This window comes from Thalassobacillus sp. CUG 92003 (genome assembly GCF_013618635.1).
Taxonomy (GTDB): Bacteria; Bacillota; Bacilli; order Bacillales; family Halobacillaceae; genus CUG-92003.
In genome coordinates, this window is sequence record NZ_JABLSJ010000004.1 from 1 (window position 1) to 24,459 (window position 24,459).

Genomic DNA, 24,459 nt, shown 5'->3' on the forward strand with positions numbered 1-24,459 from the left:
AAAATCGCTCTTTTTTTATTCAGACCAAAAAACAGGACAGTATTTCAGTGGCCTCGGCGAAGCCTGAGGAGGCTTGCCAGATCCCCCCGCAGGAAAGCGAATCCTTCCCCAACGGCCCTACACGCCCACAAACATCTCGAAATCGAGTCTTACAGAATTCTGCCCTTCAGCGAAAGACTCCGTTTCGAGATAAATATCCGCTTCACATATCAACAACAAACTTTAACTGAGCCTAATAAATAAAAGAGGCTGTTCCATCCTATTGGAACAGCCTCTTTGAAAGCTTAATTTTGATTTTGATAGCGTTCAATGCAGTCATCGATCAATTTAGCAGCTGCATCGGGTCCTTCCCATTCGCCAATTTCCGTTTTCTTACCTTGCAAATCTTTATACGTTTTGAAAAAGTGGGATATTTCTTCTAATTTATGCTGCGGTACATCGTCTAATGAATGAACTTCTTTGAATCGCGGATCCTCAACAGGTACAGCCAGAAGTTTCTGATCTTCTTCGCCATCATCGATCATATTCAAAAAGCCGATGACGCGTGAGTCGATGACGCAACCAGGAAAAGTAGGGTTCGTTACAAGGACTAACGCATCCAGCGGATCATCATCCAGAGCGAGTGTGTCTTCAATGTAACCGTATTCGGCTGGATAGAACTGCGATGAAAATAGAACGCGATCCAGTTTGAAAGCGCCTTTGTCTTTGTCATATTCATATTTGTTTTGACTGCCTGTCGGAATTTCGACAAATACTTCAATTTCTTTGTTAGCCATGATGATGCCTCCTATAATTCATGATTTATGTAGGGTCACTTCATAAATTATATCAGCAATTTAATGGGAATAAAAGCATTAGGCATGTTAAAATAAAGACGATGAAAATGGAGGGAAGTTGTCGTATGGATAAAGCGTTCCTGATTGAGCAAGTGTCGTTGAAGATGAAATTGATCCGTGTAGAATTTGATTACAACCAGTCACGTATGGCCGCTGTTCTTGGGTTGTCTAAAAAAACCCTGGTCCAGATCGAAAAGGGGCGGACTCAGGCAGGCTGGACAACTGTAGTGGCGGTATGTGCTTTATTCCGAGATAGCGACATTCTTAAATCATTATTGGGGGAAGACCCATTAGAAGTGATTGAAACAGTCGCCCATGATTACATCGACCGGCGAAAAGGTAAAACGCTCGGAGGAAAAGTCTGGTGGCACACGATCGATCAGTCAGGTTCATTTACACTCCAACAAAATGTCATTAGTCAGCATTATCGTATCATTGATGAACATCATTACCGTTGGTTTTCTAGTTTCGATCAAAATGAAGCCAAAGAAAGATATGAGGAAATGACCCGATAAAAAAACCCTTCATTCATATGATGAAGGATTTTAGTTCTAAGTGTCTATTCAAATTTTAAAGGGTCTCCATTGAATGGTTCCTCGGCTATTTTTATCGAATCAGTAGGGCAGCCATCGCGCGCATCTTCCATATCCTCTTCTAATATTTCCGGAACTTCCGCTTTTCCTTCGTTATCGTCCAGCACAACGTAAGCGATACCTTCATCATCATAGTCGTATATGTCAGGTGCAGCCGCTCCACAGGCGCCGCATGCGATGCATGTTTCTTTATCAACAATGGTGTATTTAGCCATTTTGTTTACCTCCTAGGTGCTTGTGATCACCCGATTTATCTCCAACAACGCTTGAAAAATTTACGCTCTCAGGTTCAAATGGTTCATAGGATATTGTAAATCTCTTTATTAATCATTTCAACATTAAGGGGCCGAAAGGGAGGAATCCCTTATTATTGAGAAACATATAGGAACAATCTATAAAAGGAAAAGCAGCGTTATTACGTATATAGTGTTAGATTGCATCAAACGCATGAAGGGCGAGCGGACCCTGTCCGGTTTGTATCATATTCTGACCGGAAAACGTTCCTCACAGACGCTTCAAGACGCACGCGTGTATCAGATATCCAGGTATTTCGGGATTTATAAATCGTTGTCTCGTTATGATCTGGATCGTCTTATCGATGAACTGGAACAGGAAGGGGATATTGAAAGAGCTGAGGGAGGAAGCGCATACCTAACAACAAAAGGTGAGGCTAAGGTGGAAGATGGAAGAGATCCACTTCCCTACTTGAACGGGTTTCTGTTACATGATATCGTTCCCCAGTTTGCTAGGAAGCTGTTATTGTATATTCAAACCATAACCAATATGACAAGAAACGAGCTGCATTTTATCCCCATCATAGAAGATAAGAATGTTCAAGAGTGGGTGAGAGAGCGTTATGACCAAGATAAAAAACAGCTGCAAGCAGTAAATGATGCGATTTTCTGTGAGCTTCATGCATTCTTAACTCGGTTAACTGAAACACAAGCGCATCTATTTGTAAATCGCCTCTCGGGTGGTGGATACATCGGTAAAACGTTGCAGCAGTTGAGTGATGACATTGAGTATGGGCGCCATGATATCCACGTCTTCTTACATCATCTGTGGTCTCAGCTATACGTAACAGTTAGAAACGAAACAGCGATTCTTTACTCATTTACTGATGATACAAAACCGTTGATTACAAGGTCTGCCCAAAAAACCCATGATCTTTTGCAGAAAGGGCATCAATTAGCGGCGGTGCAGGAGATCCGCAACCTAAAAATGAGTACGATTCAAGATCATATTGTAGAGATGGCCTTAATGCTTCCTGAATTCGATATCCTTATGTATATCCCAGACTCAGATGCCATCCACAGCATTGCTGCAGCTGCGAAACGGCTTGAAACAAAAAAACTTAAAACCATTCATCAAGCGTGTGATGGCAGGTTTGATTATTTTCACATTCGATTAGTTTTAGCGCGTTATCTTCAATAATAGATTTTGTCAATCAAAGGGTGAATAAAATGGCCGCGATGGATGTAAAACATATGCTGTACGACTATTTCGGGTATGAAAATTTTCGGGAAGGACAAGAGGAAATAATCAATGATATATTAAAGGGACATAACTGTTTAGGCATTCTCCCAACAGGTAGCGGAAAGTCTTTATGCTACCAGCTGCCTTCTTTGCTGCTTCCGGGGGTCACCATCGTCATATCGCCACTTATTTCACTTATGATTGATCAAGTTAAGCAGCTCAAAGCTCACGGCATCAAAAATGTAGCGGCGTTGAACAGTTTTATGGATAGATCTGAACGGGCTGAGGTCTTCCGTCACCTTGGCCGTTATAACGTACTGTATATGTCACCTGAGATGATTCAGAACGAATGGGTGCAAGCACACCTGAAAACTATTACCGTATCATTATTGGTGGTTGATGAAGCCCACTGCATTTCTCAGTGGGGGCATGAATTCCGTACTGATTATATGAGGTTGGCATCGGCCATCCAAGTTTTGGGTGAGCCGACTATTTTGGCTTTAAGCGCTACAGCGACGCCCGATGTTCAACAGGATATCATCAATCAATTGTCTCCATCATGTGACATGGTACGTCATGTTTATCCGATGGATCGTACCAATATCAGCTTCGCAGTCGAACGGTGCTCTCAGGATGAGGACAAGTTGCGTCGCATTCGCTCCCTCTTGGAATCACGGCACGTTCCCTCGATGATATATTTCTCCAGTAGACAATGGACCGAGCAAGCTGCTTATTATTTGCAGGAGCATACAAAAGACGTTCGTATCTCTTTTTATCATGGTGGTATGGAACAGACCGACCGATTGCTCGTGCAACAACAGTTCATGAACAATCAGTTGGACGTTGTATGCTGTACAAGCGCATTTGGCATGGGGGTGGATAAACAGAACATTCGGATGGTGATTCACTTCCACGTACCTGCACAAGTGGAATCTTTTATTCAAGAAGTGGGGCGTGCCGGACGAGATGGTCGTCACAGTGTGAGTTTAGTGTTGTACAATGATCGTGATTATCATATTCCAGCACGGTTGAATGAAAGGGAGCTGCCAGCAATCGGTCGCATGGATGAAATCTTTCGCCAGCTAGAGTTCTTCATGACGTCCGGACCTTCTCTCCCTGCTGATGAGGACATGCAAGAAGCGCTGCAGTTATCTGAGGCGCAATGGAATTTTCTTCAGCGTCAACTTGAGATCAGGGGGTTGATAGCTAAACGGAAGATACGTGTTCATGAGCCTCGCTTCTGGCAAGCAGAAAAACAACGGATAACGGAATTCATCAAGCTGCGCATGCAATATAAACAAAGTAAATTAACAGAAATGATCAGCTGGATCGACACGTCGATGTGCCGAAGAGAACAATTATTTTCAGCTTTTCAGGACACGATCCGAAACCCGGAAGTACCGTGTTGTGATGGATGTGGTTTTTGTGTAGATGAATCACCCCGATCCCCGTCTACGCAAGCGAGAGTCGTCTCTGATTGGCAGGAGCGGCTGAGGAGAATTTTTAATCAGGAAGTGACCTATGGGAAGACTTAGGCAAGATGAAATCATTCAACAAATGACAGATCAGGAAGTTACGTTTCATTTAGTAGTAACACAGTGCATTCTCCTGGTGCTCGCGGTATTCGGAAGTGTTATTCTGTTTCAGGAATGGCTTAACCAATGGCTGCAATTGTTTTCGTTCAATGTGAGAGAGTTACTTGTGTTTGGTGTGGTGCCGGGGTTAATTGTCGTTATTTTCGATCTGATATTAATCAAAGTCATACCTGAAAAGCATTATGATGATGGGGGAATAAATTATAAAGTTTTTCGTAATCGTTCGTTCTCTGGCATATTTTCGCTCGTGTTGTTAGTAGCTGTCAGTGAAGAGGTGTTGTTTCGAGGAGTTATCCAAAATTCATATGGCTATTTAGCTGCCAGTATTCTGTTTGCTCTCGTCCATTTCCGGTACTTGAAGAAAATTGTGTTGCTGGTTTCTGTTCTTTTTATTAGTTTTTTTATCGGTTATATGTTCGAACTGACTCATAATTTGCTCGCAACCATAGTGGCTCATTTCATAATTGATTTCTTGCTGGCTAGTTGGATCAGGACAAGAAAAGGGGGATAAAGGTGAATACGAATGAACACGAAAGGCAATCAGAGGCACGGGAGCAATACAAGACGGAAAGCTATGCAGAAGACGAAGACATGGATGTATTGAATCTACCGCCACGAAGTGAAGTGCATACAGGTAAAAAAACAGCGATGAATGTAGGGGCAGGCGTCCCATTGGTTCGTTTACTCGTCATTTTCATCGTTCTCGCTACCATTGCCGTGCTGGCTTACATGTATTGGGGTGAACTATTTAACGACAATGAACAAACGGCTTTGCTAAATGCCATACCTAACACGACGGGAACATCATTATGTAAACTGTGAATAAAATGAAAGGCGGCGAGGCCATACTGTAATGGATTGGCATCGCCGCCTAAAGAGGAAGTGTTCATCACTTGCTTTTCAATTAGAAATATCGTTTTTTATCTCTCTCTTCTTTAAGTATTTCGACTGCTTCTCTAAAGCGCTGTGAATGAATGATTTCTCTTTCCCTTAAAAATTTCAGTCCATCATTTAATTCAGGATCATCTGACATGTTGATGATCCATTGATATGTTGCTCTTGCTTTTTCTTCGGCTGCAATATCTTCATATAAATCGGCAATTGGATCACCTTTAGCCTGAATATAAGTCGCTGTCCAAGGAGATCCTGCTGCATTTTCATAATACAAGGCATTGTCATGATTAGCATAATGCGCGCCAAGTCCGGCTTCTTTCATTTGTTCTGGCGTTGCATCTTTCGTTAATTTGTAAACCATGGTCGCTATCATCTCAAGGTGAGCAAACTCCTCTGTTCCGATATCAGTCAATAACCCGATCACTTCGTTAGGAATGGTATACCGCTGATTCAAGTAACGGAGTGCAGCGGACAATTCGCCATCAGCCCCGCCGTATTGCTCGATCAGATATTTGGCCAGCCGGGGATTACATTCCCGAACTTTTACAGGGTATTGCAATTTCTTTTGGTAATACCACAAATGACATGACCTCCTTATTCTGCCTTTGCTTTCATCAGCTGATCATATCTGCCAAGGCCAAGGCCCACGGCTCCATTGCCACGGGTAAGCTGAATAACTTTCCCCGAATTGCATAAGGGGACCGTATAATTGTTCAAATTGCTGTTTGAGTTGCTTGCTGTGATGGGCGCAGTGATTGAATTGCTCGAGTGCCTGTTGATCGTAAGGGTGCGTATCAAGGTACAGCGTTAATTCCACGAGGACGAAATCAGCACGTTGGATTTCTAAGAGTAGGTCTTCGTATTCTTTGGGAATTTTGGTCAAGTTCAATCACCTCCTTTAAAGGGGTAAGGGTCATAGAACAATGGCCATAATGTTCCCTTGCATAGAGCTTCAGCTGGTGAGAACTGGGGGAGGCCTGGTGGTTGAAAACCCACATACAAATTAGGAGGCGTGCTGTAGCATTTCACTAATTTTGGAGGGCAAGGGTCGTTATTACTGTTAAAAGGCTGATAACATTTGAATTGACTGCTCATTCGTATCACCTTCCAATCCGTTATCAGAATAAAATATGTGTCAACAGTTCGTCCTATGCTAAGATATAGATAGGGCTACGATAAAAGTTAATCGATGCTTTTACATAATTAATAACTGGGAGGTCATAATCGTGTTTGTAAAAACGTTAATGAAACCGAAACATCAATGTTACGTGGCGGATGTCCAAGATTCACTTGCTGATGTATTAAAATCCCTGGATGAGCACGATATCCTTGGTATGCCGGTATTGGATGGGGATACATTCATCGGTATGATTTCGACAGAACTGATCTATCGCGGCTGTTTCAACAGTGAACTGAATCAAGCTGATTATCTTAGTCAAACCAAAACGGCGAATCTGGTCGGGTGGGAAGAGCTTGCCATAACGGAAGATGAGGTTTTTGAACATACGTTGCCGGCCTTTAAAGGCTTTCCTGTGTTGGCTGTGGTCGATCGCGATCGCACGTTCCTTGGACTCGTTACCCGTGATGACGTGCTCGAACAGTTTGAAAGTGCTTTCGGTGTTAAGAAGAAAGGGGTGCGAATCGCGTTCACTTCTGAGGATTCTGCGGGTCGAATCGAACGGCTTGGGGACATTATTAAAAGTCATCATGAGAACGTCATCTCTCTGACGACATTTGATGAAACCGATAAATTGGCGCGTCGCATCGTTCTTAAAGTAGATGCTAGTGATAATATAGAACGATTTACAAATAAATTAGAGCGAACAGGGTTTCGGATTTTAAGTGTAAAGGAAGTATAAATAGAGCTCCCCTTGCTTGCACGAGCATGGGGGGTTTACTTTTTGTCAATATCATCATGACGCACTGGTGAAAACAGAGGGGGATAATGAATGAGGTTTATACTGGCAGCCCTATCATTAGGTATCTCAGGTGTTTTATTTTATATGTATCGACTGGCTTTTAAAGATCATGTCAAACGTCATCACTTTAAATCAGCGGGATTTCCGGCTTCGTTCAATGAGATACATATGTTTTTTATAGCGGATATCCATAAGCGTAATCTGAGTCAGACAACCTTGGATACTGTTGAGGAAAAAATTGATATGGTTATTGTCGGCGGCGATTTATTTGATAAGCGCGTCTCAGTCGATCAAGCTGTTGCCAATATAAAAAAATTGCAGACCTTCAATGCCCCTATCTATTTTATTTGGGGAAACAATGATTATAAAGCCGCCTATCATGAACTTGATGCACGTTTAAGCGAGTGCGGTGTCACAATTCTAGGCAATGCTTTCACCGAATTTGAATCTGAAAACGGAGATACGTTCGTACTGGTAGGGGTAGATCCTTATAAAAATGATAAAGCAGCGTTAGTAACTGATTTACAGGCCCGTAAAGATACGTTCCATATTACAGTTATACATGATCCGGTCATGTATAAAGACATGCCGTCGGTGCATCCTTCAAAAGGACTTGTCCTCTCAGGCCATACTCATGGCGGACAGATCCGATTATTTGGTCTTGGTTTTTTTCAGCGAGGCGGTGTGCATCTGGAGGGAGATGTTGTTAAGCTGGTGACGGAAGGATACGGAACGGCTCACATCTCGATGCGACTTGGGACGAAGGCGGAATGCCACGTCATTACGCTTGAATCCGCATTTGACCGTTGAGACACGGGAATAGCAGATCTCTTTCTTGAAATGACTGCATGATAAGGCGTAAATGATATAAGCTAAAAGTATGGTTAAATCGGGTAGGCGATAGGCCCCCACGTAAGAAATTCGCCTTTAATTTGTTATTCGGTACCATAAAAGATTGTGACGACATAAGATATGAATAAGAACAGAAGGAATAAGGGGGCGATACCATGCGTATAGAGCGAGTCTCTAATCAAAAGTTTAAAATCTTTTTAACATTTGATGATTTGATGGATCGTGGTCTCACTCGGGATGAATTGTGGAAAGACCTGCCCAGAGTTCATCGCATTTTCAGTGATATGATGTTTGAGGCAAGTTCAGAGATAGGTGTCGAACTAAATGGGGTATTGCTCGTGCAAGTATATTTGCTGCAGGCTCAAGGTATGCTGGTCATCGTTACAAAGAGTGAATTTGAGGACTACGAAGATGAGGAAGATTACTTAGAAATGAAAGTAACCTTAGATGAAAGCCGTGAAATGATTTTCTCTTTTGATGAGTTTGAGGACGTCATCCAAGCCGTCGACCATCTTAATTTGCTGAACGTATGTGGAGGCGATCTTTACCATTACCATGAAGGTTATTATATGTTACTCCTAGAAGATGATATCAGCCACTTGGAAGAAGAACAGGTGATTGCACTGATGTCAGAATTTGCTTCAGCGAGTGCTGTGACAAGCCACCGATTAGAGGAATATGGAAAATCGATTGCGAAACGAACAGCGGTCGTCACGATCCATCATTACTTTGGTCAACATCAGGAAGAATTAAAGGACGAAAGCTGAATCAGCTCCGTCCTTTTTTAGAAAATAAATAGCTGATAGACAGCTAACATGTTAAGATGAAAAAGGATATATAATATGATGAACAGCAGGAAATGTGATAGGAGTGTATGAATTGAAGATTGGCGTGTTGTATGGCGGGGTATCAGGCGAACGGGATGTTTCCCTGTCAACTGGTGAAGGCATTATGAATGCCTTGGATGAGAATGGACATGAGGTGATCGGGGTTGATTTTCACCCTGAGCGAATGGGAGTTGTTCTAAACCTGAATGTTGATCTTGTCTTTATTGGTTTACACGGAAAACATGGAGAAGACGGAAAAATACAAGGATTACTTGATATGTTGGGCATACCCTATGTAGGCTCAGGTGTTCTGGCTTCTGCCCTTGCCATGGATAAAGCCAAATCGAAACAACTTTTTCATCTGAATGGGCTTTATACAGCTCAAAGTATGATTTATTATAGAAACCGATATGAGCATGTAGGAGAAATGACGGAGCACATCAATGGCTCTTTCACACCACCATTTGTTATCAAGCCGAACCAGGAAGGGTCGACGTTAGGGTTCACAATTGTGAAAGAACCCGCAGAAGTTGAACCAGCCATTCTGAAAGCATTAACGTCCGATCAAGAAATATTAGTTGAAGCTTACATTGCTGGACGTGAAGTGACAGTACCGGTAGTGGGAGCGAAAGGTAACGAACAAGCCCTCCCCGTTATTGAAATCATACCTAAAAATGACTATTATGATTTTGAATCGAAATATGAACCGGGTGGAAGCGAACATCTTGTTCCAGCCCCGCTTTCAGAAGAACTTCGGGATCAATTACAAGCACATGCTGTAAAGGCGCATCAATTGCTGGGCTGTGATGTCTATTCGCGTGTAGATTTCATGATTGATCAAGATGAGAATCCGGTTATACTAGAAGTGAATACGTTACCTGGCATGACCCCAACAAGTCTGTTCCCTGATGCAGCGCAAAAAATTGGCTGGAGTTATAACGAAATGGTCGAACAATTTGTAAACCTTTCCCGAGATACAAGTACCATCGGAGGTTGAAACCGCTTACAAATACTGTCAGAGTGACCATGGTTGTGTTCAATATGTGCCATTATACTTTTATTAATAAACAGGTAAGGTAGACAAGCTTCGACCACTAAAGGATTAAGGACGTTATAGGAGGTAGACCAATGTCAGCTGATAAGCCAGTAGATTCCAATAATGAAGCAATCGATCAATTAGACGTATTAAAATCCACCCAATCGGTGGTAAAAAAAGCGCTTGACAAACTAGGGTATCCAGGGGAAGTTTATGAATTGTTAAAAGAACCGGTCCGCATGATGACTGTCAGGATTCCTGTGCGGATGGACGATGATTCCATTAAAATATTCACTGGGTATCGAGCCCAGCATAACGATGCGGTTGGACCGACTAAAGGAGGCGTTAGGTTTCATCCTAACGTTACAGAAAAAGAGGTTAAAGCGTTATCTATTTGGATGAGTTTGAAGGCAGGGATTGTCGACCTTCCTTATGGTGGTGGAAAAGGCGGAATCGTCTGTGATCCGCGTGACATGTCATTTCGTGAACTCGAAGGCATCAGTCGAGGTTACGTTAGGGCTATAAGCCAGATTGTCGGACCCACGAAGGATATTCCGGCCCCTGATGTGTTTACCAATTCACAGATTATGGCGTGGATGATGGATGAATATAGCCGGATTGACGAATTCAATAATCCTGGATTTATCACAGGAAAACCGATCGTACTCGGTGGCTCGCATGGACGTGAATCGGCAACGGCACGCGGGGTGACCATTTGCATCGATGAAGCATCTAAAAAGAAAGGGATCGACATAGATGGTGCACGTGTCGTCGTGCAAGGTTTTGGCAATGCAGGCAGCTTCCTTGCTAAATTCATGCACGATAAAGGCGCAAAGGTCGTGGGGATTTCTGATGCCTACGGCGGGCTTCACGATCCGGATGGATTAGATATCGATTATTTACTCGATCGCAGGGACAGTTTCGGAACGGTAACGAACTTATTTAAAAAAACGATATCGAATCCTGAATTACTTGAATTGGATTGTGATATATTAGTTCCAGCAGCGATAGAAAACCAAATAACGGAAGATAATGCTCATGACATTAAAGCTGGCATTGTGGTAGAAGCTGCTAACGGACCGACGACATTAGAAGCAACTCGCATTCTTTCAGAACGGGACATATTGTTAGTACCGGATGTGTTAGCCTCTGCAGGTGGTGTCACGGTCTCGTACTTTGAATGGGTGCAAAACAACCAAGGATATTACTGGACAGAAGAAGAGGTACAGGAGAAGCTTCATAAAGTCATGGTTAAAGGCTTTGAGAATGTGTATCGTACATCTCAAACGAGAAGAGTGGATATGCGGCTTGCGGCTTACATGGTCGGGGTCAGAAAGATGGCCGAGGCTTCCAGGTTCCGTGGATGGATTTAAGTTGAACCTTATGATATAATCTCCTATCATGAAGAATGGTAGGAGATTTTTTGTTTATATGCCTAACAAGAACTCGGATTCGTCATCCGGGTTTTTCTGATTGTATGAACCATACTGTATCAAATAGACAGTTAATTGGAGGAAATGGAAGAGGGGTGACCGTTCTATGCAACGTGAAGAAGTCATAATCATTGGCTCTGGTCCATGCGGGATGAGTGCAGCGATTGAATTGCAGCGCCTCGGGATCAGTCCTTTATTAATTGAAAAAGGTAATGTGGTCAATTCAATATATAATTATCCGACCCATCAAACATTTTTCAGTTCAAGCGAAAAACTTGAAATCGGGCAAATCCCGTTTATAACTGAACGACAAAAGCCTGTTCGAAATCAGGCCCTTGCGTACTACCGCTCTGTGGCTGTCAGGGAGCAACTGCGTGTTAATGCTTACGAAAAAGTAAATGAAGTGACTAAAACGGAAGATGGTTTTACCTTGGAGACGACAAAGCATTCAGGAGAGATGCAACGCTATGCTGCCAAAGATGTCGTCATCGCTACGGGGTACTATGACCAGCCAAATAAACTAGGGGTAGAGGGTGAACACCTTGATAAAGTGATGCATTATTTTAAAGAGGCACATCCCTACTTCAATAAAGATGTAGTGGTCATCGGTGGGAAGAACTCTGCTGCCGATGCAACACTCGAACTAGTGAAAGCAGGTGCCAATGTAACGGTTTTATACCGGGGAGATGATTATTCGAAAAGCATTAAGCCTTGGATTTTACCAGAATTTGAAGCGCTTGTCCGTAAAGGTATCGTTACGATGGAATTTTGTGCACAGGTAAAGCGAATTACGGCTCAGTCGGTCGTTTATGAATGTGGAGGCAAGGAATTTTCTGTAGCGAATGATTTTGTTTTTGCTATGACTGGCTATCGTCCGGATCATGATTTTCTTGCCAAAATGGGAGTCGAAATCGATGATGCCACAGGCCGTCCTGCGTTTGATGAATCCACTATGGAAACAAACGTTAAGGGGATTTATATAGCAGGCGTCATTGCTGCAGGCTATAATAATAATGAAATATTTATTGAAAATGGCAGGTTTCATGGTAAGCAGCTTGCTGATGCCATTGCTTCAAAAAATAGCAGTAAAATAGGTTGAGATCATACTGAGAGCAGCACACCAAATGGCTGTGACATAACTAATTAACACACAAATGCCGAACGTTTTTTTGAAATTGTTCGGCATTTGTGTGATTGAAGGAGGCTTTCGACGGCCGCTCCATTGGGATCTTCGGCTCCTGCTCTTCCCGTCGAAGTCTCTGTGTTTTGACTACGTTTAGGACCAACGTCGATCTTGTAAATCTGCTCGGACATTAGAATTCAAACATCGGTGCAAGTTCAGATGGCGTGTTGGTCATTTCTAAGGCGATCATTAACTTTATTCGGGCTTTTGGTCCTGTCAATCCATTGACAAAAATGACCCCGATATCTTTAAGGTGACGTCCGCCACCCTGATAGGCATAAGTCGATTGGACCACGCCTTGATAACATCTTGAAACGAGGAGTACAGGTATCCCTTCATTGATCATATTTTTTATGGCATCAATTGTTTCGGGAGGCAAGTTGCCTTGGCCAAGTGCTTCGACTACCAAACCATCGATTTTATTGTGGCGTAAAGCATCAAATATAAGCCCGTCCATGCCAGCATAGGCTTTGACTAACGACACATTCTTTTGAATGTTTTGAATCGGGTATGATTCATGTGCAGTCAATTTATGGTGGAAAAAGACATTGCTTTTTGTTGTAATACCGATCGGTCCGTATTGAGGACTTTGAAATGTGGCCACATTGCTGGTGGACGTCTTTGTCACATTCTTTGCGGTATGGATTTCGTCATTCATAACGACCAGGACCCCTTTATCCTGTGCTTCATCACAACAAGCCACTCGGATAGCGGTTACTAAATTATAAAGGCCGTCCGATCCTAATTCATTACTGGATCGCATAGCGCCCGTCACAATAACCGGCTTTCGCGTTTGCAAATACAGGTCCAGAAAATATGACGTTTCCTCTAACGTATCTGTTCCATGCGTAATGACAATGCCATCAAAATCCTCTGCGGCAAGTTTTTCGTGAATTGTTTTTCCTAGCTTCAGCATCTGCTCCGGTCCGATGTGAGGCGAAGGCAGCTGGAATAACACCATGTCCTCAATCGTCACAAAAGCAGGGATCATAGCTGACAGCTCTTGTAACGGCTGATCATCTTCCCGATCAACTGTACCAGTCTGTTTATTTTCTTTCATTGAAATGGTGCCGCCCGTATGGATAATAAGAATTTTTTTCATTATGTCACCCTCTTAATTTCTAATATTCCTTTTCTTATATCTTCATGATACGATGAAATGAATTGGAAGGAAAGAGAGGAACCGCTGATGCTGGCCATATTGACTGTGGCGATTGCCCCTGCCCTTGCGCTCATGACATTCATATATTTAAGCAAGCGAATCGAACTTGAGCCGCTCCCCCTCATTGTGCGGACCTTTATAACAGGTGCGATTCTTGTCTTCCCTCTTTTATTCGTCCAATATGCTTTTGAAACTGAAGGGATATTTCAATCCCCTCTATTGAAATCCTTTATCATGGCAGGATTATTGGAAGAGTTTTTTAAGTGGTTCATCTTTTTATTTACGATTTATAAACATACATCATTTGACCATCATTATGACGGCATCATTTATGGTGTAGCAATAAGTTTGGGATTCGCTACGGTGGAAAATATCATCTACTTGTTTGCCAATGGGATAGAATTTGCAATCGGTAGAGCGATTTTTCCTGTATCTTCCCACGCTTTATTCGGAATATTGATGGGGTTCTATGTAGGGAAAGCTAAATTTAACAGTGACTTGAAACGGATCAGGCTGGGATTGGCGCTCTTAATTCCATGGTCGTTGCACGGTACATACGACTGGATTCTTGAGCAGCCATTCTACAACTGGCTTTATTATATAATTCCTTTTATGATTGTGCTATGGGTATTAGGGATAAGAAAAATTAAACTGGCAAATGATCACCATATAAAGCTTGTAAAAGAAGAACGTTAGCTATGCTCGAGCAAAACTAAAAGTAATACAAAATGCCGAATGATTTCGCTGAAATCATTCGGCATTTGTGTGTTTTTAGAGTAATGTTCCATGACCGCACCATTAAAACACCTTGCTTTCGGCGGTGCTAATAAAGCAAAAACCGTTTTTGTTTGCCTTGGATGTATAAAAGCGTGAGAGCTTCAAAGAATACAATTACATGAATTAGTTACTAAAGAACGTACTTCCAGGAGGCTTATGAAATCATGGGAATAAGAAAAGTGATAATCGTGATTGCAGCTCTAACCATGATGTTATTTCCGTCAGAACTTGATTTCGAACCAAATAAAGCTGAGGCTTTCTCGAATCAAGTCATCCAACATGGGGCGACAGGGGACGACGTCATTGAATTACAGGCAAGACTTCAACACTTAGGGTTTTACAACGGAGATATCGATGGGGTGTTTGGCTGGGGAACATACTGGGCTCTCCGTAATTTTCAATATGAATTCGGCCTAGAGATTGATGGGCTGGCCGGTGACGTGGTCAAACAAAAATTAGCTGATGCAAGTGAATATGATCGGCAATTCGTTAAAGAACAAATTAATAAGGGAAAAGACTTTACTTATTATGGCGGTACACCAAAAGCACAGCAAGTAGAGGATGGCGGTCAAGGAAATCAAGGGGGCCAACAAAATCAGCAGCAGGAAGGTACAAAACCGACAGCCGTTAACGTGCCTAATGGTTATTCACAAAATGATATCCAGTTGATGGCGAACGCAGTACATGGTGAAGCAAGGGGAGAATCACATGTCGGCAAAACGGCTGTAGCGGCGGTTATCTTGAACCGAGTTGAAAGCGCAACGTTCCCTAATACTGTTTCAGGCGTTATTTTTGAACCGCGTGCCTTTACAGCTGTAAGCGATGGGCAAATTTGGTTGACGCCAGATGATTCAGCTAAGAACGCCGTACTTGATGCCATCAACGGTGGCGATCCTTCAGGTGGTGCGTTGTACTATTTTAACCCGAACACCGCTACGTCAGACTGGATTTGGTCAAGACCGCAAATAAAGCAAATCGGAAAGCATATATTCTGCAAATAAAGGGGTGATACAATGTTTCGTTGGATAACTATCGTCGTATTAGCATTAGCTTTAACAGGTGTAGGCGTTTGGGGATATAAAGAAAACCAAGATAAGAACGCGGTTTTGATCCAAGCTGAAAATAACTATCAGCGCTCGTTCCATGAATTAACCTATTTGATGGATTTGCTCAATGATAAAATTGGTACGGTGCTGGCTATTAATTCTAAAGAGCAGTTATCTCCTGAATTGGCAGAAATTTGGCGTATAACGTCAGAAGCGAATGCTGATGTGGGACAACTCCCGCTTACATTGATGCCATTTAATAAAACGGAAGAATTTTTATATGACATTGGTGATTTCGCTTATAAAACAGCTGTAAGAGACCTTGATCAAGAACCTTTGAGTGATAAGGAGATTAAAGGGTTAAGGGAATTGTATAAACAATCGGGGGAAATTAAGAAAGAACTTAGAAAAGTCCAAAATACTGTACTTCAGGATAACCTCCGCTGGATGGATGTTGAACTGGCTTTGGCAACCAATGAAAACACGGAAGATAACACGATTATCAACGGATTCAAAACGGTGGAAAAATCAGTGACCGGCTATAGCGAAAATGAATCGACCAATTTCCCTGGAGGCTCCCACGATTTGAAAAAAATAAACCATTTAGATGGTGAGGATATCGGGAAAGACGAAGCCATTGACATTGCGAATAAGTGGTTCGAGAAACAATCAGCATCCGACTTGGTCGTCACCAAATCCGGTAAAGGGGCTGACGTGCCAACGATTACGGTCTCTTTTGAAAATGGTGACAAAAGTGGTTATATGGATATTTCCAAACAAGGTGGCCACCCTTTGAACGTCATGATTAACCGACCTGTGAAAGAAAGTAAGATCAGTCTGTATGAAGGCGGAGAAAAAGGAAAAGAAAGGCTTGAAAAATTAGATCTCCCTGACATGGAGATGGTGCAAAGCAGCCAATATGAAAACACGGGTGTTTATACATTTGTGTATAGTGAAGATGAAGTGAGAATGTACCCTGATGCTATTCAATTGAAGGTGGCATTAGATGATGGCCAAGTATTGAACATGAGTGCCCTGGATTACTTTGCTAGCCATCATGAACGTGATGTTCCAAAACCGTCCATTTCTGAAGAGGAAGCTCGAAAACAAGTCAACCCTGGATTGGATATACAACAGCATCATTTAGCGGTAATTGAGAATAATGCTAAAGAAGAAGTACTATGTTATGAATTTTTGGGAACAATGGACAATGAAACATACAAAATTTTTATTAACGCAGAGACCGGTAAAGAAGAAGACATTGAAAAATTGAAAAAAGCCGAAATGATTTTCGGAGATACGGTGTAGCCGATTTTTCGTCCAATTGAACATAAAACTGAATGATAGTCAAAAATCCCGAACAAGCTTCCATCCGTTCGGGATTTTTTTGTACTGAAAAAGGCGTTCAATAACCGCTTCGTCATCGCAGATAACACACAAAAACAATGCTAAGGTGAACGCAGAACTTTCTCGGCAGTCTTTCCCTTTTAATGAAATTTTGAGATAATGGGTGTAATATTTAGCCAATTAAATAAGAAGAAAGAAGGGAAAGTATGATTGAAGTAGGGCAATCTGTCACGCTGGAATTATGGAAGCGTGAACAAAAAGAACCAGATCGTTACAGGTGTAAAATCGTGGATTTTGAAGATGAGCATGTGTATATTGATTACCCGGTTAATTTGGCAACAGGGAGGACGGATTTTTTTCTAGAGGGCATACAGTTTAACGCTAGCTTTTTAGGGAGAAACCAATCTGTTTATACATTTCCTACTGAAGTTGCGGCACGGAAAAAACTGAAGATTCCTGTCCTCATGTTAACCTATCCCGGCGAAGATGAGCTTATTCGTATTCAAAGGCGCAAATATGTACGAATAGAGCGTGCGGCCGACATTGCGATTCAGCATGCGGAAGATCTTTTTCCTCCATTCACATCTGTTACCCTCGATATTAGCGGTGGAGGAGTTGCAGTATTACTGCCTCTAAACCATACCGTTGAAAGGGATCAAAGCATTAAGATTACCCTCGTGTTGGGGACGAATGCTGGGGAAGAGAAATATATTTTTGTTTCTGGTAAGATCGTCCGGGTGGTGGCAAATTATCATTCCAATCGGGATAAAGCTTCAGTGGAATTCATCGACATCTCAGATTCAGATAGACAAACCATCATTCAGTATTGTTTTGAGCAGCAAATGAACCAAAAAAAACAAGGCATGTAATGGAGGATCGCTCTAACCTTCCAAGCTCTTATACCATAATCCACTAGGGTGGCGTCCATGCTAAATCAATCGTGAGATTTTACAAAGCTTCTCTTGAAATGGACGTGGATTTCACTTGTGATTATGTGTTATTCTTTTAAAGTAGCAGTAAATGAGTAAATGCCGCTACACTTACCAGAACCGTTGATTTACATAAGAAGGATGGCGCACGCGTACTTAACATTCGCCTAAGTGCGCTTTTATTATGAAACATAAGGTAGTGCGTCATGATGAAATTAAGGGAAGCGAGTGATTGGGATGGCGAGCGAAGCGATTGCAGTTGCTATAGACGGTCCTGCTGCTGCAGGGAAAAGTACTGTAGCCAGGCAAGTAGCCTATAAGCTATCATATATTTACATAGATACAGGTGCAATGTATCGTGCTTTAACATGGAAGGCATTGCAACACAGCTTAAAGCTTGATCAAGAGAGCGCCATGTCCTCATTATTGGCAAAGACATCGATTAAGCTCGAGCAGCAAACGGATGGTCAGCATGTTTTTGTGGATGGACAAGACGTGACGTCGGATATCCGTACTCAACGTGTGACCCAGAATGTGTCGGTGGTCGCCCAGCATGCTTCTGTTCGAGAAGCCATGGTCAAAACGCAGCAGGGGCTGGCATCTAAACGGGGCGTCGTTATGGATGGAAGAGACATTGGGACGCATGTCATACCTGATGCTGAGGTGAAAATATTTCTCATTGCTTCTGTAGAAGAGCGAGCCGAACGCAGGCATAAAGAAAACGTAGAGAAGGGATTCCCTTCTGATTTGAATGCTTTGAAAGAAGAAATAAGGGCGAGAGATACCTTTGATTCTAGTCGGGAAGTCGCCCCGCTAGTGAAAGCGGCAGACGCTGTGGAAATTGATACGACTTCCTTGAGCATCGATCAAGTGGTCAACCGGATCATTGAAATCATTCAAGAGAATAAACCGTAAAGGAGTTAGCTTGAGATGAGCTTGTATTGGCTTGGAAAGGCATTATGCAGCGCTGTATTTTACCCGTTATACCGTATTAAAGTCATCGGCAGAGAGAACGTGCCTAACGAAGGGCCTGTGATCATCTGTTCGAATCACATTGCCAACATCGACCCTCCGGTTGTCGGCATTACGTGCAAGCGCAACATTTACTTTATGGCTAAGGAAGAATTATTTAAAAATAAAGTATTAGGCGGCATCTTACTACGCGTGCATGCTTTTCCGATCAAACGGGGAATGAAAGATAGAGCCGCTTTGCGAAAAGCACTGGGTATCTTGAATAATAATGAAACGCTAGGGTTGTTTCCAGAAGGGACGCGCAGTAAAGATGGCGAGATCGGAGAAGGGCTGGCAGGGGCTGGATTCTTTGCTCTGCGCTCTGATGCTTATATCGTACCCTGTGCCATTATAGGACCATATAAAGCTTTTAAGCCACTGAAAGTCGTTTATGGGCCACCAATGGATATGCAGTATTATCGTGACCAAAAAGCATCCGCCCGAGAAGTGACCGATAAAATTATGCAAGAAATCAGACAATTGCATAAAAATTATCAATGAACAAAGTGTAAACACTTGACAAAAAGCTTTAAATATTAGAAGTTAGACAAAAGGGCATTTCTTTATTTAGGTTGTGTCGGAAATTGAAGGAGGTAGCTTGGTATGGATGAAATGAATCAAGAAGTTACTGGAATGAACGAATTTTCTGCAGGGGACGTTGTGACTGGAAAAGTTGTCAAAGTCGAAGAAAAACAAGTCCTCGTAGATGTTGGTTATAAAGTAGAAGGGATTGTTCCCATCAGTGAATTATCCAGTCTCCATGTTGAAAAAGCAGCTGATGTTGTGAATGAAGGAGACGAGTTGACCTTACAAGTGAAAAAAGTTGAAGATGATGAAATTGTACTTTCCAAGCGTGCGGTCGATGCAGATAAAGCTTGGGAGGATCTCGAGCAGAAATTTGAAAGCGGTGAAGTTTTCGAAGCCGAAGTTAAAGATGTCGTTAAGGGTGGATTAGTTGTCGACATCGGGTTGCGCGGTTTCATTCCCGCATCACTTGTGGAAACGTATTATGTTGAAGATTTTGAAGAATATAAAGGCCAATCACTACGCCTGAAAGTCGTAGAACTGGATCGTGACCAAAACCGTGTCATCCTATCACATCGAGCTGTTGTTGAAGACGAAGAGACCTCACAAAAACAAGATGTCTTGCAACGTTTAGAAGAAGGTCAGGTTGTTGAAGGCACAGTACAGCGCTTGACTGATTTCGGGGCGTTCGTGAACCTTGGAGGTATTGACGGACTTGTACATATCTCCCAGCTATCTCACGAACATGTCGAGAAAGCGAGTGACGTCGTAGAAGAAGGCCAGTCGATCAATGTGAAAGTCCTATCGGTGGATCGCGACAACGAACGGATTTCACTATCTTTAAAAGAAACTCAGCCTGGGCCTTGGCATAACCTTGAAGAGCGTGTAGAACAAGGTGCCATTCTCGAAGGGACGGTTAAGCGTCTTGTAAGTTTCGGTGCTTTTGTTGAAGTGTTCCCAGGGGTCGAGGGGCTTGTACACATTTCTCAGATGGCGAATCGTCATATTGCCACCCCTGGTGAAGTGTTAGATGAAGGTCAGGAAATCAAAGTGAAGGTCCTTGATGTAAATGAGCAAGCTAAGCGCCTCTCATTGAGCATTAAAGAACTTGAACGTGATGCGGATCGGAAAGAACTTCAGCAATATGAAAAAGAAGATGACCATTCCGGCTTTCAGCTAAGCGATATGATTGGTGACCAGCTCGACAAATACAAAGACTAAAGTAGGGTTGTGTATGTCCAGAGGCGAACGAAAAATGGACCATATACGCCATGCCATCGACTATACGAGCAGCTATCATAATCATTTTGATGATATGGAGATTGTGCACCAAAGCATTGCGCAATTGAATTGGAATGACTTACAAATAGCTGCACACTTCGGGGAACTTCATTTAAGTTCCCCTCTTTTTATTAATGCGATGACAGGCGGTGGTGGCCTTGAAACAGAAAAGATCAACCGTAATCTTGCGCGAGCAGCTGCTCATACCGGTATTAACATGGCGGTAGGCTCCCAGATGGCTGCTTTGAAGGATCCAAAAGAGAGACGAAGCTACCAAGTGGTAAGAGAGGAAAACCCCCGCGGCATTATTTTTGCGAATGTCGGTAGTGAAGCAAGTGTAGCTCAAGTTAGCGAAGCTATCGAAATGCTTAACGCTGACGCGGTGCAAATCCATTTGAACACATTGCAGGAGCTGATCATGCCAGAAGGCGATCGTGATTTTACCAACCGTTTGAGTAATATAGAAGCGATTGTCGAAGCTATTGAAATCCCCGTTGTGGTAAAAGAAGTCGGGTTTGGAATAGCTAAAGAGACGGGCCGGATACTGCAGAATATCGGTGTGGATTATTTTGATGTAGGCGGCCGAGGCGGTACTGACTTTTCTAACATTGAAAATAAACGGAGAAAGTCGCCCCTCCGGTCGTTTGAAAATTGGGGCGTCCCTACCCCCGTGTCTATTATGGAATTAAAAGAAGCATTACCACACGCTAATGTTATGGGTTCAGGAGGCATTCGGCACGGTTTAGATGGGGTGAAAACTTTATTGTTGGGAGCGGATGCATTTGGAATGTCCGGCACGTTACTAAAAGTGTTGCATGCCGAAGGGGTGGAAGGATTGATCGATACGATCGTTCACATCCATGAAGAGATAAAAATCGCTTTAATGCTGATGAACGCTTCTACACTTCCGGAATTAAGACATAAACCTTACGTGCTGACGGGGGCCACTTTAGACTGGCGTGAACAACGCCTAAATGGAAAATGAGTGTCAAATGCCACTAAAAAGCGACCAAATCGCCTATGATTTGGTCGCTTTTTATATGAAGTCTATCCTTGTTGATCCATCTATTAGTTCTTATTTATTTCACTCTAATGACTGGATGTCAAAGATTTGGATAAGCCGTCGTCATCCATGAGTCGATATTTAGTGATGGTACTTTCCTTATTGATGTTCATTCGCCCTGTAACATTAGCGTGACGTTCTTCTCCTCCTTTCTTCTTGTACAGTACATTCACAGTGAAATCGTAGGCTCCTTCAGTAGTCGCAACGTCTTCAATTTTTGTCGTTTCAACGTCAAGTTGATAGCCGTTATTAGATGGAGAAGTGTGATATTCCAGGGCATATGTTCCAATAAATTCTTCATACATACGTTCACTAAAATAAGGTCGATATTTTTCTTCTAAATATACATCTAGCTGAGTAGGCGCATCTGGCGTTGTTGTTTCTCCGTTTCCAATGATTGTTGAATTGGCAGGGTCGTCTAACAAATCCATTAATGTTTGGTCAGGTCCAGTGAACTGTTGATGTAAAACCGTTTCGATTGTCGTTATATTTTGGTCTTGAGCCGTACTGTCAGGTGAGTCGCCGGCAGAACACCCGGTAAAAACAACACACATTCCTAAAAGCAAGAAGGAAATGAGTATTCGATCATGAGTAATTTTATGAATAAAATTTCCTCTCCTTTGTTAGGTTGGTTATATACATACGATTTACTGGAGCGAAAGTTTCAAAAAGACTGAACATTCAGCGCATGGTCCCTATTCGCATAAACGTGTACCTTTACCGAAAACGTGGCTTCACGTTTCCTGTCTGTTAGGATCGGGCGAGACAACGTGGAAAAGATTTATTGCGGTATGCGATGTTTAATATGACGGGAATTCACCCATACTGTGGGAGAGGTGAAGGGTGATGGCTGAAGTATTTTATTGGCATAGCTGGCTGGTCGTAATAATCATTTTATTTTTTTTGCCATCGAGCCGGACTCGGTTTTGGTTGGTAAGTTCTGTTTTAGTAATCATGATTCTCTATCAATATAGTTTTTCGGCATATAATATCACCATATCAAGCAATGTTATGGTGATGCTGTTCATAGGTTTGACGTTATGGCTGAAGCCTGGGAGGATTTTTGTAAGATTTTTCAGCCCCGTTTTGATAGCCATAGGTTTTACGTGCGTTAAGCTATTTACCATGATGCATCCGGTTTGGTACGTATTGATAAGCGACTATATCATTATTATATCATTATACGTGTTGATAGGCGTCTACCAATTTACGCTATATGAGCAGCTGGGATTATGGGTTTTGGGAATGGCTTTAGCTCATTTAATGCTTTCGGCAACGATGTCTCTCGTTGCGTTTCCCTTGGCAGATTCATCTCAGGAGATGATGATTGCATGTATGAAAGGTATGCTCATTCTCTTAATCATTCATAGTGTTAGGCACCTAAAGGCATGGCTGATGAAGGTTGGCAGCAACAAAGGGGCGGTGCCGTTGTGAATGAATATACGTACCCCATCCTGTTGGGGATTACTGCGGGAACAGGCATCCGGCTTTTATTGTTAAGGACCGATTATAGACAGTACCCGACATATCTTCATGGTAAGATCATCCATTTGTCGTTAGGATTGATAGCAGCGGCGCTTGGCACATTAGCGGTTCCTTCTATCATGGAAAAGGAGTTTACAGCTGTCACCTTTCTAACGTTAGCGGCATCGCAATTCAGAGAAGTTCGCAATATGGAAAGAAACACGTTGAGCGAGCTTGATTCTTATGAGCTTGTTCCACGAGGGAACACGTATATCGAAGGCATTGCGGTTGCGTTTGAAAGTCGCAACTATCTGGTCATATTTACCTCGTTTGTCGTAACGTTTGCCTATTTAGCCTTTAATGTATGGGTCGCACTCGGCTGTGTGGTCGCGGCTATCATCACGTCTAAACTATTAATGCATGGGGCAACCTTAAAAGAGATTGTCACGATAGAAAACAGCCCTCTCTACTTTGAGGGAGCCGGATTATATATCGATCAAATTTATATCATGAACATTGGTTTACCAGAGCGCCAAAAAGAAATTTTAGAATACGGGATGGGGTTTGTATTAACGCCCAAAAACTTTAATGTACGTTCGACGATTGCCAACCTCGGTCAGCGGCAGGCCATTTTGCATGATGTGTCTGTCTCGTTGGGCGTATATCGAGATAGTGGTACACCTGCATTAGTACCTTTAATTAAGCGTGACTTGAGTGACGGTCGGATCGGAGTGTTTCTATTACCGCAAGACAATGATATCCAGCGTGCGATTGACGTCATTGGTGCTGTGCCGGTGTTAGAAAATGCCATTCGTATGCCTTCAGAGAAGGATAACAGTAAGTAGGGGGCGGAGCAGGATGAAGATTGAAAAGGCGATATTAGCAGCCATAACGACCCATAAAGATGAAGTGGGCGGCGGAGTGCCCGTCTTCTTTTGTAAGGAAACGGCCCAAATGGAATTTATTGCAGCGAATTTAGAGGCTATTCTGGACGGCATTGCCCATCGTTTAAGTGATACACTCTATATCATCGTTAAACACTGAAGGAAGAATTGTTTATTTCGTTGATTTTTGCTAAAATAGAAAAGTTCGCACAAAAACTCGAATTAATTATCAAGCTGCAGCTGTTCAACCTTTTGTGGGGGAACAGCTTTTTTACACTTTTCAGTTTCAGAGAAACGTGGAATAATAACAGTAGAAACGGAGAAAG

Annotated in this window: 29 protein-coding genes; 22 read left to right on the top strand and 7 right to left on the bottom strand. The window is 42.5% G+C overall.

Annotated elements, in window-relative coordinates; translation table 11 throughout:
- Positions 1-284: 284 nt before the first annotated feature.
- Positions 285-776: an inorganic diphosphatase gene (locus tag HOP45_RS06780; protein ID WP_219914535.1), complete on the bottom strand. Its 492-nt coding sequence runs from the start codon at positions 774-776 to the stop codon at positions 285-287.
- 125 nt (positions 777-901) lie between these two features.
- Here HOP45_RS06780 and HOP45_RS06785 point away from each other — a divergent pair, with 125 nt between their 5' ends.
- Positions 902-1,351 (top strand): helix-turn-helix transcriptional regulator, encoded by a 450-nt coding sequence (locus HOP45_RS06785; RefSeq protein ID WP_181348185.1) that lies wholly within the window; start codon positions 902-904, stop codon positions 1,349-1,351.
- Between the two features lie 44 nt (positions 1,352-1,395).
- Here HOP45_RS06785 and HOP45_RS06790 read toward each other — a convergent pair whose 3' ends face one another.
- On the bottom strand, positions 1,396-1,644 hold the full coding sequence (locus HOP45_RS06790) for a ferredoxin (protein ID WP_181348186.1): 249 nt from the start codon (positions 1,642-1,644) through the stop codon (positions 1,396-1,398).
- A gap of 211 nt (positions 1,645-1,855) precedes the next feature.
- On the opposite strand from HOP45_RS06790, the gene HOP45_RS20995 reads away from it, so the two are divergent.
- The 4 genes from HOP45_RS20995 to HOP45_RS06810 are packed head-to-tail and all read left to right on the top strand — an operon-like array spanning position 1,856 to position 5,322.
- Positions 1,856-2,863, top strand: coding sequence for a YpbB family protein (locus HOP45_RS20995; RefSeq protein ID WP_370457972.1), 1,008 nt, complete (start codon positions 1,856-1,858; stop codon positions 2,861-2,863).
- Positions 2,864-2,892: 29 nt separating this feature from the next.
- Positions 2,893-4,440, top strand: a complete 1,548-nt coding sequence (locus HOP45_RS06800) for a RecQ family ATP-dependent DNA helicase (RefSeq protein WP_181348188.1) — start codon at positions 2,893-2,895, stop codon at positions 4,438-4,440.
- A complete protein-coding gene (locus tag HOP45_RS06805; protein ID WP_181348189.1) occupies positions 4,427-5,011 on the top strand; it encodes a CPBP family intramembrane glutamic endopeptidase in 585 nt (194 codons plus the stop codon). The genes HOP45_RS06800 and HOP45_RS06805 overlap by 14 nt, the downstream gene beginning before the upstream one ends.
- Positions 5,012-5,013: 2 nt before the next feature.
- The gene (locus HOP45_RS06810) at positions 5,014-5,322 is read left to right on the top strand and encodes a hypothetical protein (RefSeq protein WP_181348190.1); all 309 of its coding nucleotides are present in this window, start codon (positions 5,014-5,016) and stop codon (positions 5,320-5,322) included.
- Between the two features lie 82 nt (positions 5,323-5,404).
- Here HOP45_RS06810 and HOP45_RS06815 read toward each other — a convergent pair whose 3' ends face one another.
- Genes HOP45_RS06815 through HOP45_RS06825 form a run of 3 tightly spaced genes read right to left on the bottom strand, consistent with a single transcriptional unit; the run spans position 5,405 to position 6,489 of the window.
- The gene (locus tag HOP45_RS06815) at positions 5,405-5,974 is read right to left on the bottom strand and encodes a manganese catalase family protein (RefSeq protein WP_181348191.1); all 570 of its coding nucleotides are present in this window, start codon (positions 5,972-5,974) and stop codon (positions 5,405-5,407) included.
- A 42-nt stretch (positions 5,975-6,016) separates the two neighbouring features.
- Complete coding sequence (locus tag HOP45_RS06820) at positions 6,017-6,277, bottom strand: spore coat protein CotJB (RefSeq protein WP_181348192.1); 261 nt, start codon at positions 6,275-6,277, stop codon at positions 6,017-6,019.
- 2 nt (positions 6,278-6,279) lie between these two features.
- Positions 6,280-6,489, bottom strand: a complete 210-nt coding sequence (locus tag HOP45_RS06825; protein ID WP_181348193.1) for a spore coat associated protein CotJA — start codon at positions 6,487-6,489, stop codon at positions 6,280-6,282.
- A gap of 131 nt (positions 6,490-6,620) precedes the next feature.
- On the opposite strand from HOP45_RS06825, the gene HOP45_RS06830 reads away from it, so the two are divergent.
- The 6 genes from HOP45_RS06830 to HOP45_RS06855 all read left to right on the top strand — a co-directional run bounded on the left by HOP45_RS06830 (position 6,621) and on the right by HOP45_RS06855 (position 12,560).
- Entirely contained in the window at positions 6,621-7,253 is a 633-nt protein-coding gene (locus tag HOP45_RS06830) for a CBS domain-containing protein (RefSeq protein WP_181348194.1), read from the top strand.
- A 90-nt stretch (positions 7,254-7,343) separates the two neighbouring features.
- Positions 7,344-8,123, top strand: coding sequence for a metallophosphoesterase (locus HOP45_RS06835; RefSeq protein WP_181348195.1), 780 nt, complete (start codon positions 7,344-7,346; stop codon positions 8,121-8,123).
- A gap of 197 nt (positions 8,124-8,320) precedes the next feature.
- Positions 8,321-8,932 (top strand): genetic competence negative regulator, encoded by a 612-nt coding sequence (locus HOP45_RS06840; protein WP_181348196.1) that lies wholly within the window; start codon positions 8,321-8,323, stop codon positions 8,930-8,932.
- A gap of 112 nt (positions 8,933-9,044) precedes the next feature.
- The gene (locus HOP45_RS06845) at positions 9,045-9,989 is read left to right on the top strand and encodes a D-alanine--D-alanine ligase family protein (RefSeq protein ID WP_181348197.1); all 945 of its coding nucleotides are present in this window, start codon (positions 9,045-9,047) and stop codon (positions 9,987-9,989) included.
- A gap of 131 nt (positions 9,990-10,120) precedes the next feature.
- Positions 10,121-11,401: a Glu/Leu/Phe/Val family dehydrogenase gene (locus HOP45_RS06850; RefSeq protein ID WP_181348198.1), complete on the top strand. Its 1,281-nt coding sequence runs from the start codon at positions 10,121-10,123 to the stop codon at positions 11,399-11,401.
- Between the two features lie 166 nt (positions 11,402-11,567).
- A complete protein-coding gene (locus tag HOP45_RS06855) occupies positions 11,568-12,560 on the top strand; it encodes a YpdA family putative bacillithiol disulfide reductase (protein ID WP_181348199.1) in 993 nt (330 codons plus the stop codon).
- Positions 12,561-12,774: 214 nt separating this feature from the next.
- On the opposite strand, the gene HOP45_RS06860 is transcribed toward HOP45_RS06855, so the two are convergent.
- Complete coding sequence (locus HOP45_RS06860) at positions 12,775-13,746, bottom strand: asparaginase (protein ID WP_181348200.1); 972 nt, start codon at positions 13,744-13,746, stop codon at positions 12,775-12,777.
- A 57-nt stretch (positions 13,747-13,803) separates the two neighbouring features.
- Between HOP45_RS06860 and prsW the strand changes: the two genes are divergently transcribed.
- The 8 genes from prsW to fni all read left to right on the top strand — a co-directional run bounded on the left by prsW (position 13,804) and on the right by fni (position 21,707).
- Entirely contained in the window at positions 13,804-14,502 is a 699-nt protein-coding gene (prsW, locus tag HOP45_RS06865) for a glutamic-type intramembrane protease PrsW (RefSeq protein WP_370457973.1), read from the top strand.
- A gap of 287 nt (positions 14,503-14,789) precedes the next feature.
- Entirely contained in the window at positions 14,790-15,584 is a 795-nt protein-coding gene (gene sleB, locus HOP45_RS06870) for a spore cortex-lytic enzyme (RefSeq protein WP_370457987.1), read from the top strand.
- Between the two features lie 12 nt (positions 15,585-15,596).
- A complete protein-coding gene (gene ypeB, locus HOP45_RS06875; RefSeq protein WP_181348202.1) occupies positions 15,597-16,937 on the top strand; it encodes a germination protein YpeB in 1,341 nt (446 codons plus the stop codon).
- 245 nt (positions 16,938-17,182) lie between these two features.
- Complete coding sequence (locus HOP45_RS06880) at positions 17,183-17,845, top strand: flagellar brake protein (RefSeq protein ID WP_181348203.1); 663 nt, start codon at positions 17,183-17,185, stop codon at positions 17,843-17,845.
- 297 nt (positions 17,846-18,142) lie between these two features.
- Positions 18,143-18,820, top strand: coding sequence for a (d)CMP kinase (cmk, locus tag HOP45_RS06885; RefSeq protein ID WP_181348204.1), 678 nt, complete (start codon positions 18,143-18,145; stop codon positions 18,818-18,820).
- Between the two features lie 15 nt (positions 18,821-18,835).
- Positions 18,836-19,417, top strand: coding sequence for a lysophospholipid acyltransferase family protein (locus tag HOP45_RS06890; RefSeq protein WP_181348205.1), 582 nt, complete (start codon positions 18,836-18,838; stop codon positions 19,415-19,417).
- 102 nt (positions 19,418-19,519) lie between these two features.
- Positions 19,520-20,662: a 30S ribosomal protein S1 gene (gene rpsA, locus HOP45_RS06895; protein ID WP_181348206.1), complete on the top strand. Its 1,143-nt coding sequence runs from the start codon at positions 19,520-19,522 to the stop codon at positions 20,660-20,662.
- Positions 20,663-20,696: 34 nt separating this feature from the next.
- On the top strand, positions 20,697-21,707 hold the full coding sequence (gene fni, locus HOP45_RS06900; protein ID WP_255437531.1) for a type 2 isopentenyl-diphosphate Delta-isomerase: 1,011 nt from the start codon (positions 20,697-20,699) through the stop codon (positions 21,705-21,707).
- Between the two features lie 104 nt (positions 21,708-21,811).
- Here fni and HOP45_RS06905 read toward each other — a convergent pair whose 3' ends face one another.
- Positions 21,812-22,339 carry a hypothetical protein gene (locus tag HOP45_RS06905; protein WP_181348209.1) on the bottom strand — a complete coding sequence of 176 codons (528 nt, stop codon included), beginning with the start codon at positions 22,337-22,339 and terminating at the stop codon, positions 21,812-21,814.
- A gap of 292 nt (positions 22,340-22,631) precedes the next feature.
- On the opposite strand from HOP45_RS06905, the gene HOP45_RS06910 reads away from it, so the two are divergent.
- From HOP45_RS06910 to HOP45_RS06920, 3 genes are read left to right on the top strand one after another with little or no spacing between them, the layout of a single operon-like run.
- Positions 22,632-23,219: a YphA family membrane protein gene (locus HOP45_RS06910; RefSeq protein ID WP_181348211.1), complete on the top strand. Its 588-nt coding sequence runs from the start codon at positions 22,632-22,634 to the stop codon at positions 23,217-23,219.
- Entirely contained in the window at positions 23,216-24,094 is an 879-nt protein-coding gene (locus HOP45_RS06915; protein WP_181348883.1) for a YIEGIA family protein, read from the top strand. The genes HOP45_RS06910 and HOP45_RS06915 overlap by 4 nt, the downstream gene beginning before the upstream one ends.
- A 13-nt stretch (positions 24,095-24,107) precedes the next feature.
- A complete protein-coding gene (locus HOP45_RS06920) occupies positions 24,108-24,293 on the top strand; it encodes a capping complex subunit for YIEGIA (RefSeq protein WP_181348213.1) in 186 nt (61 codons plus the stop codon).
- The last annotated feature ends 166 nt before the right edge of the window (positions 24,294-24,459 follow it).

Coding starts and splice junctions, on each gene's coding strand:
- HOP45_RS06785 (WP_181348185.1), top strand. CDS start 902: ATGGATAAAGCGTTCCTGATTGAGCAAGTGTCGTTGAAGATGAAATTG.
- HOP45_RS06920 (WP_181348213.1), top strand. CDS start 24,108: ATGAAGATTGAAAAGGCGATATTAGCAGCCATAACGACCCATAAAGAT.
- HOP45_RS06860 (WP_181348200.1), bottom strand. CDS start 13,746: ATGAAAAAAATTCTTATTATCCATACGGGCGGCACCATTTCAATGAAA.
- HOP45_RS06880 (WP_181348203.1), top strand. CDS start 17,183: ATGATTGAAGTAGGGCAATCTGTCACGCTGGAATTATGGAAGCGTGAA.
- HOP45_RS06835 (WP_181348195.1), top strand. CDS start 7,344: ATGAGGTTTATACTGGCAGCCCTATCATTAGGTATCTCAGGTGTTTTA.
- HOP45_RS06890 (WP_181348205.1), top strand. CDS start 18,836: ATGAGCTTGTATTGGCTTGGAAAGGCATTATGCAGCGCTGTATTTTAC.
- HOP45_RS06905 (WP_181348209.1), bottom strand. CDS start 22,339: ATGTGTGTTGTTTTTACCGGGTGTTCTGCCGGCGACTCACCTGACAGT.
- HOP45_RS06800 (WP_181348188.1), top strand. CDS start 2,893: ATGGCCGCGATGGATGTAAAACATATGCTGTACGACTATTTCGGGTAT.
- sleB (WP_370457987.1), top strand. CDS start 14,790: ATGATGTTATTTCCGTCAGAACTTGATTTCGAACCAAATAAAGCTGAG.
- HOP45_RS06825 (WP_181348193.1), bottom strand. CDS start 6,489: ATGAGCAGTCAATTCAAATGTTATCAGCCTTTTAACAGTAATAACGAC.
- HOP45_RS06850 (WP_181348198.1), top strand. CDS start 10,121: ATGTCAGCTGATAAGCCAGTAGATTCCAATAATGAAGCAATCGATCAA.
- HOP45_RS06790 (WP_181348186.1), bottom strand. CDS start 1,644: ATGGCTAAATACACCATTGTTGATAAAGAAACATGCATCGCATGCGGC.
- HOP45_RS06805 (WP_181348189.1), top strand. CDS start 4,427: ATGGGAAGACTTAGGCAAGATGAAATCATTCAACAAATGACAGATCAG.
- rpsA (WP_181348206.1), top strand. CDS start 19,520: ATGGATGAAATGAATCAAGAAGTTACTGGAATGAACGAATTTTCTGCA.
- ypeB (WP_181348202.1), top strand. CDS start 15,597: ATGTTTCGTTGGATAACTATCGTCGTATTAGCATTAGCTTTAACAGGT.
- prsW (WP_370457973.1), top strand. CDS start 13,804: ATGAATTGGAAGGAAAGAGAGGAACCGCTGATGCTGGCCATATTGACT.
- HOP45_RS06910 (WP_181348211.1), top strand. CDS start 22,632: ATGGCTGAAGTATTTTATTGGCATAGCTGGCTGGTCGTAATAATCATT.
- HOP45_RS06855 (WP_181348199.1), top strand. CDS start 11,568: ATGCAACGTGAAGAAGTCATAATCATTGGCTCTGGTCCATGCGGGATG.
- cmk (WP_181348204.1), top strand. CDS start 18,143: ATGGCGAGCGAAGCGATTGCAGTTGCTATAGACGGTCCTGCTGCTGCA.
- HOP45_RS06780 (WP_219914535.1), bottom strand. CDS start 776: ATGGCTAACAAAGAAATTGAAGTATTTGTCGAAATTCCGACAGGCAGT.
- fni (WP_255437531.1), top strand. CDS start 20,697: ATGGACCATATACGCCATGCCATCGACTATACGAGCAGCTATCATAAT.
- HOP45_RS06840 (WP_181348196.1), top strand. CDS start 8,321: ATGCGTATAGAGCGAGTCTCTAATCAAAAGTTTAAAATCTTTTTAACA.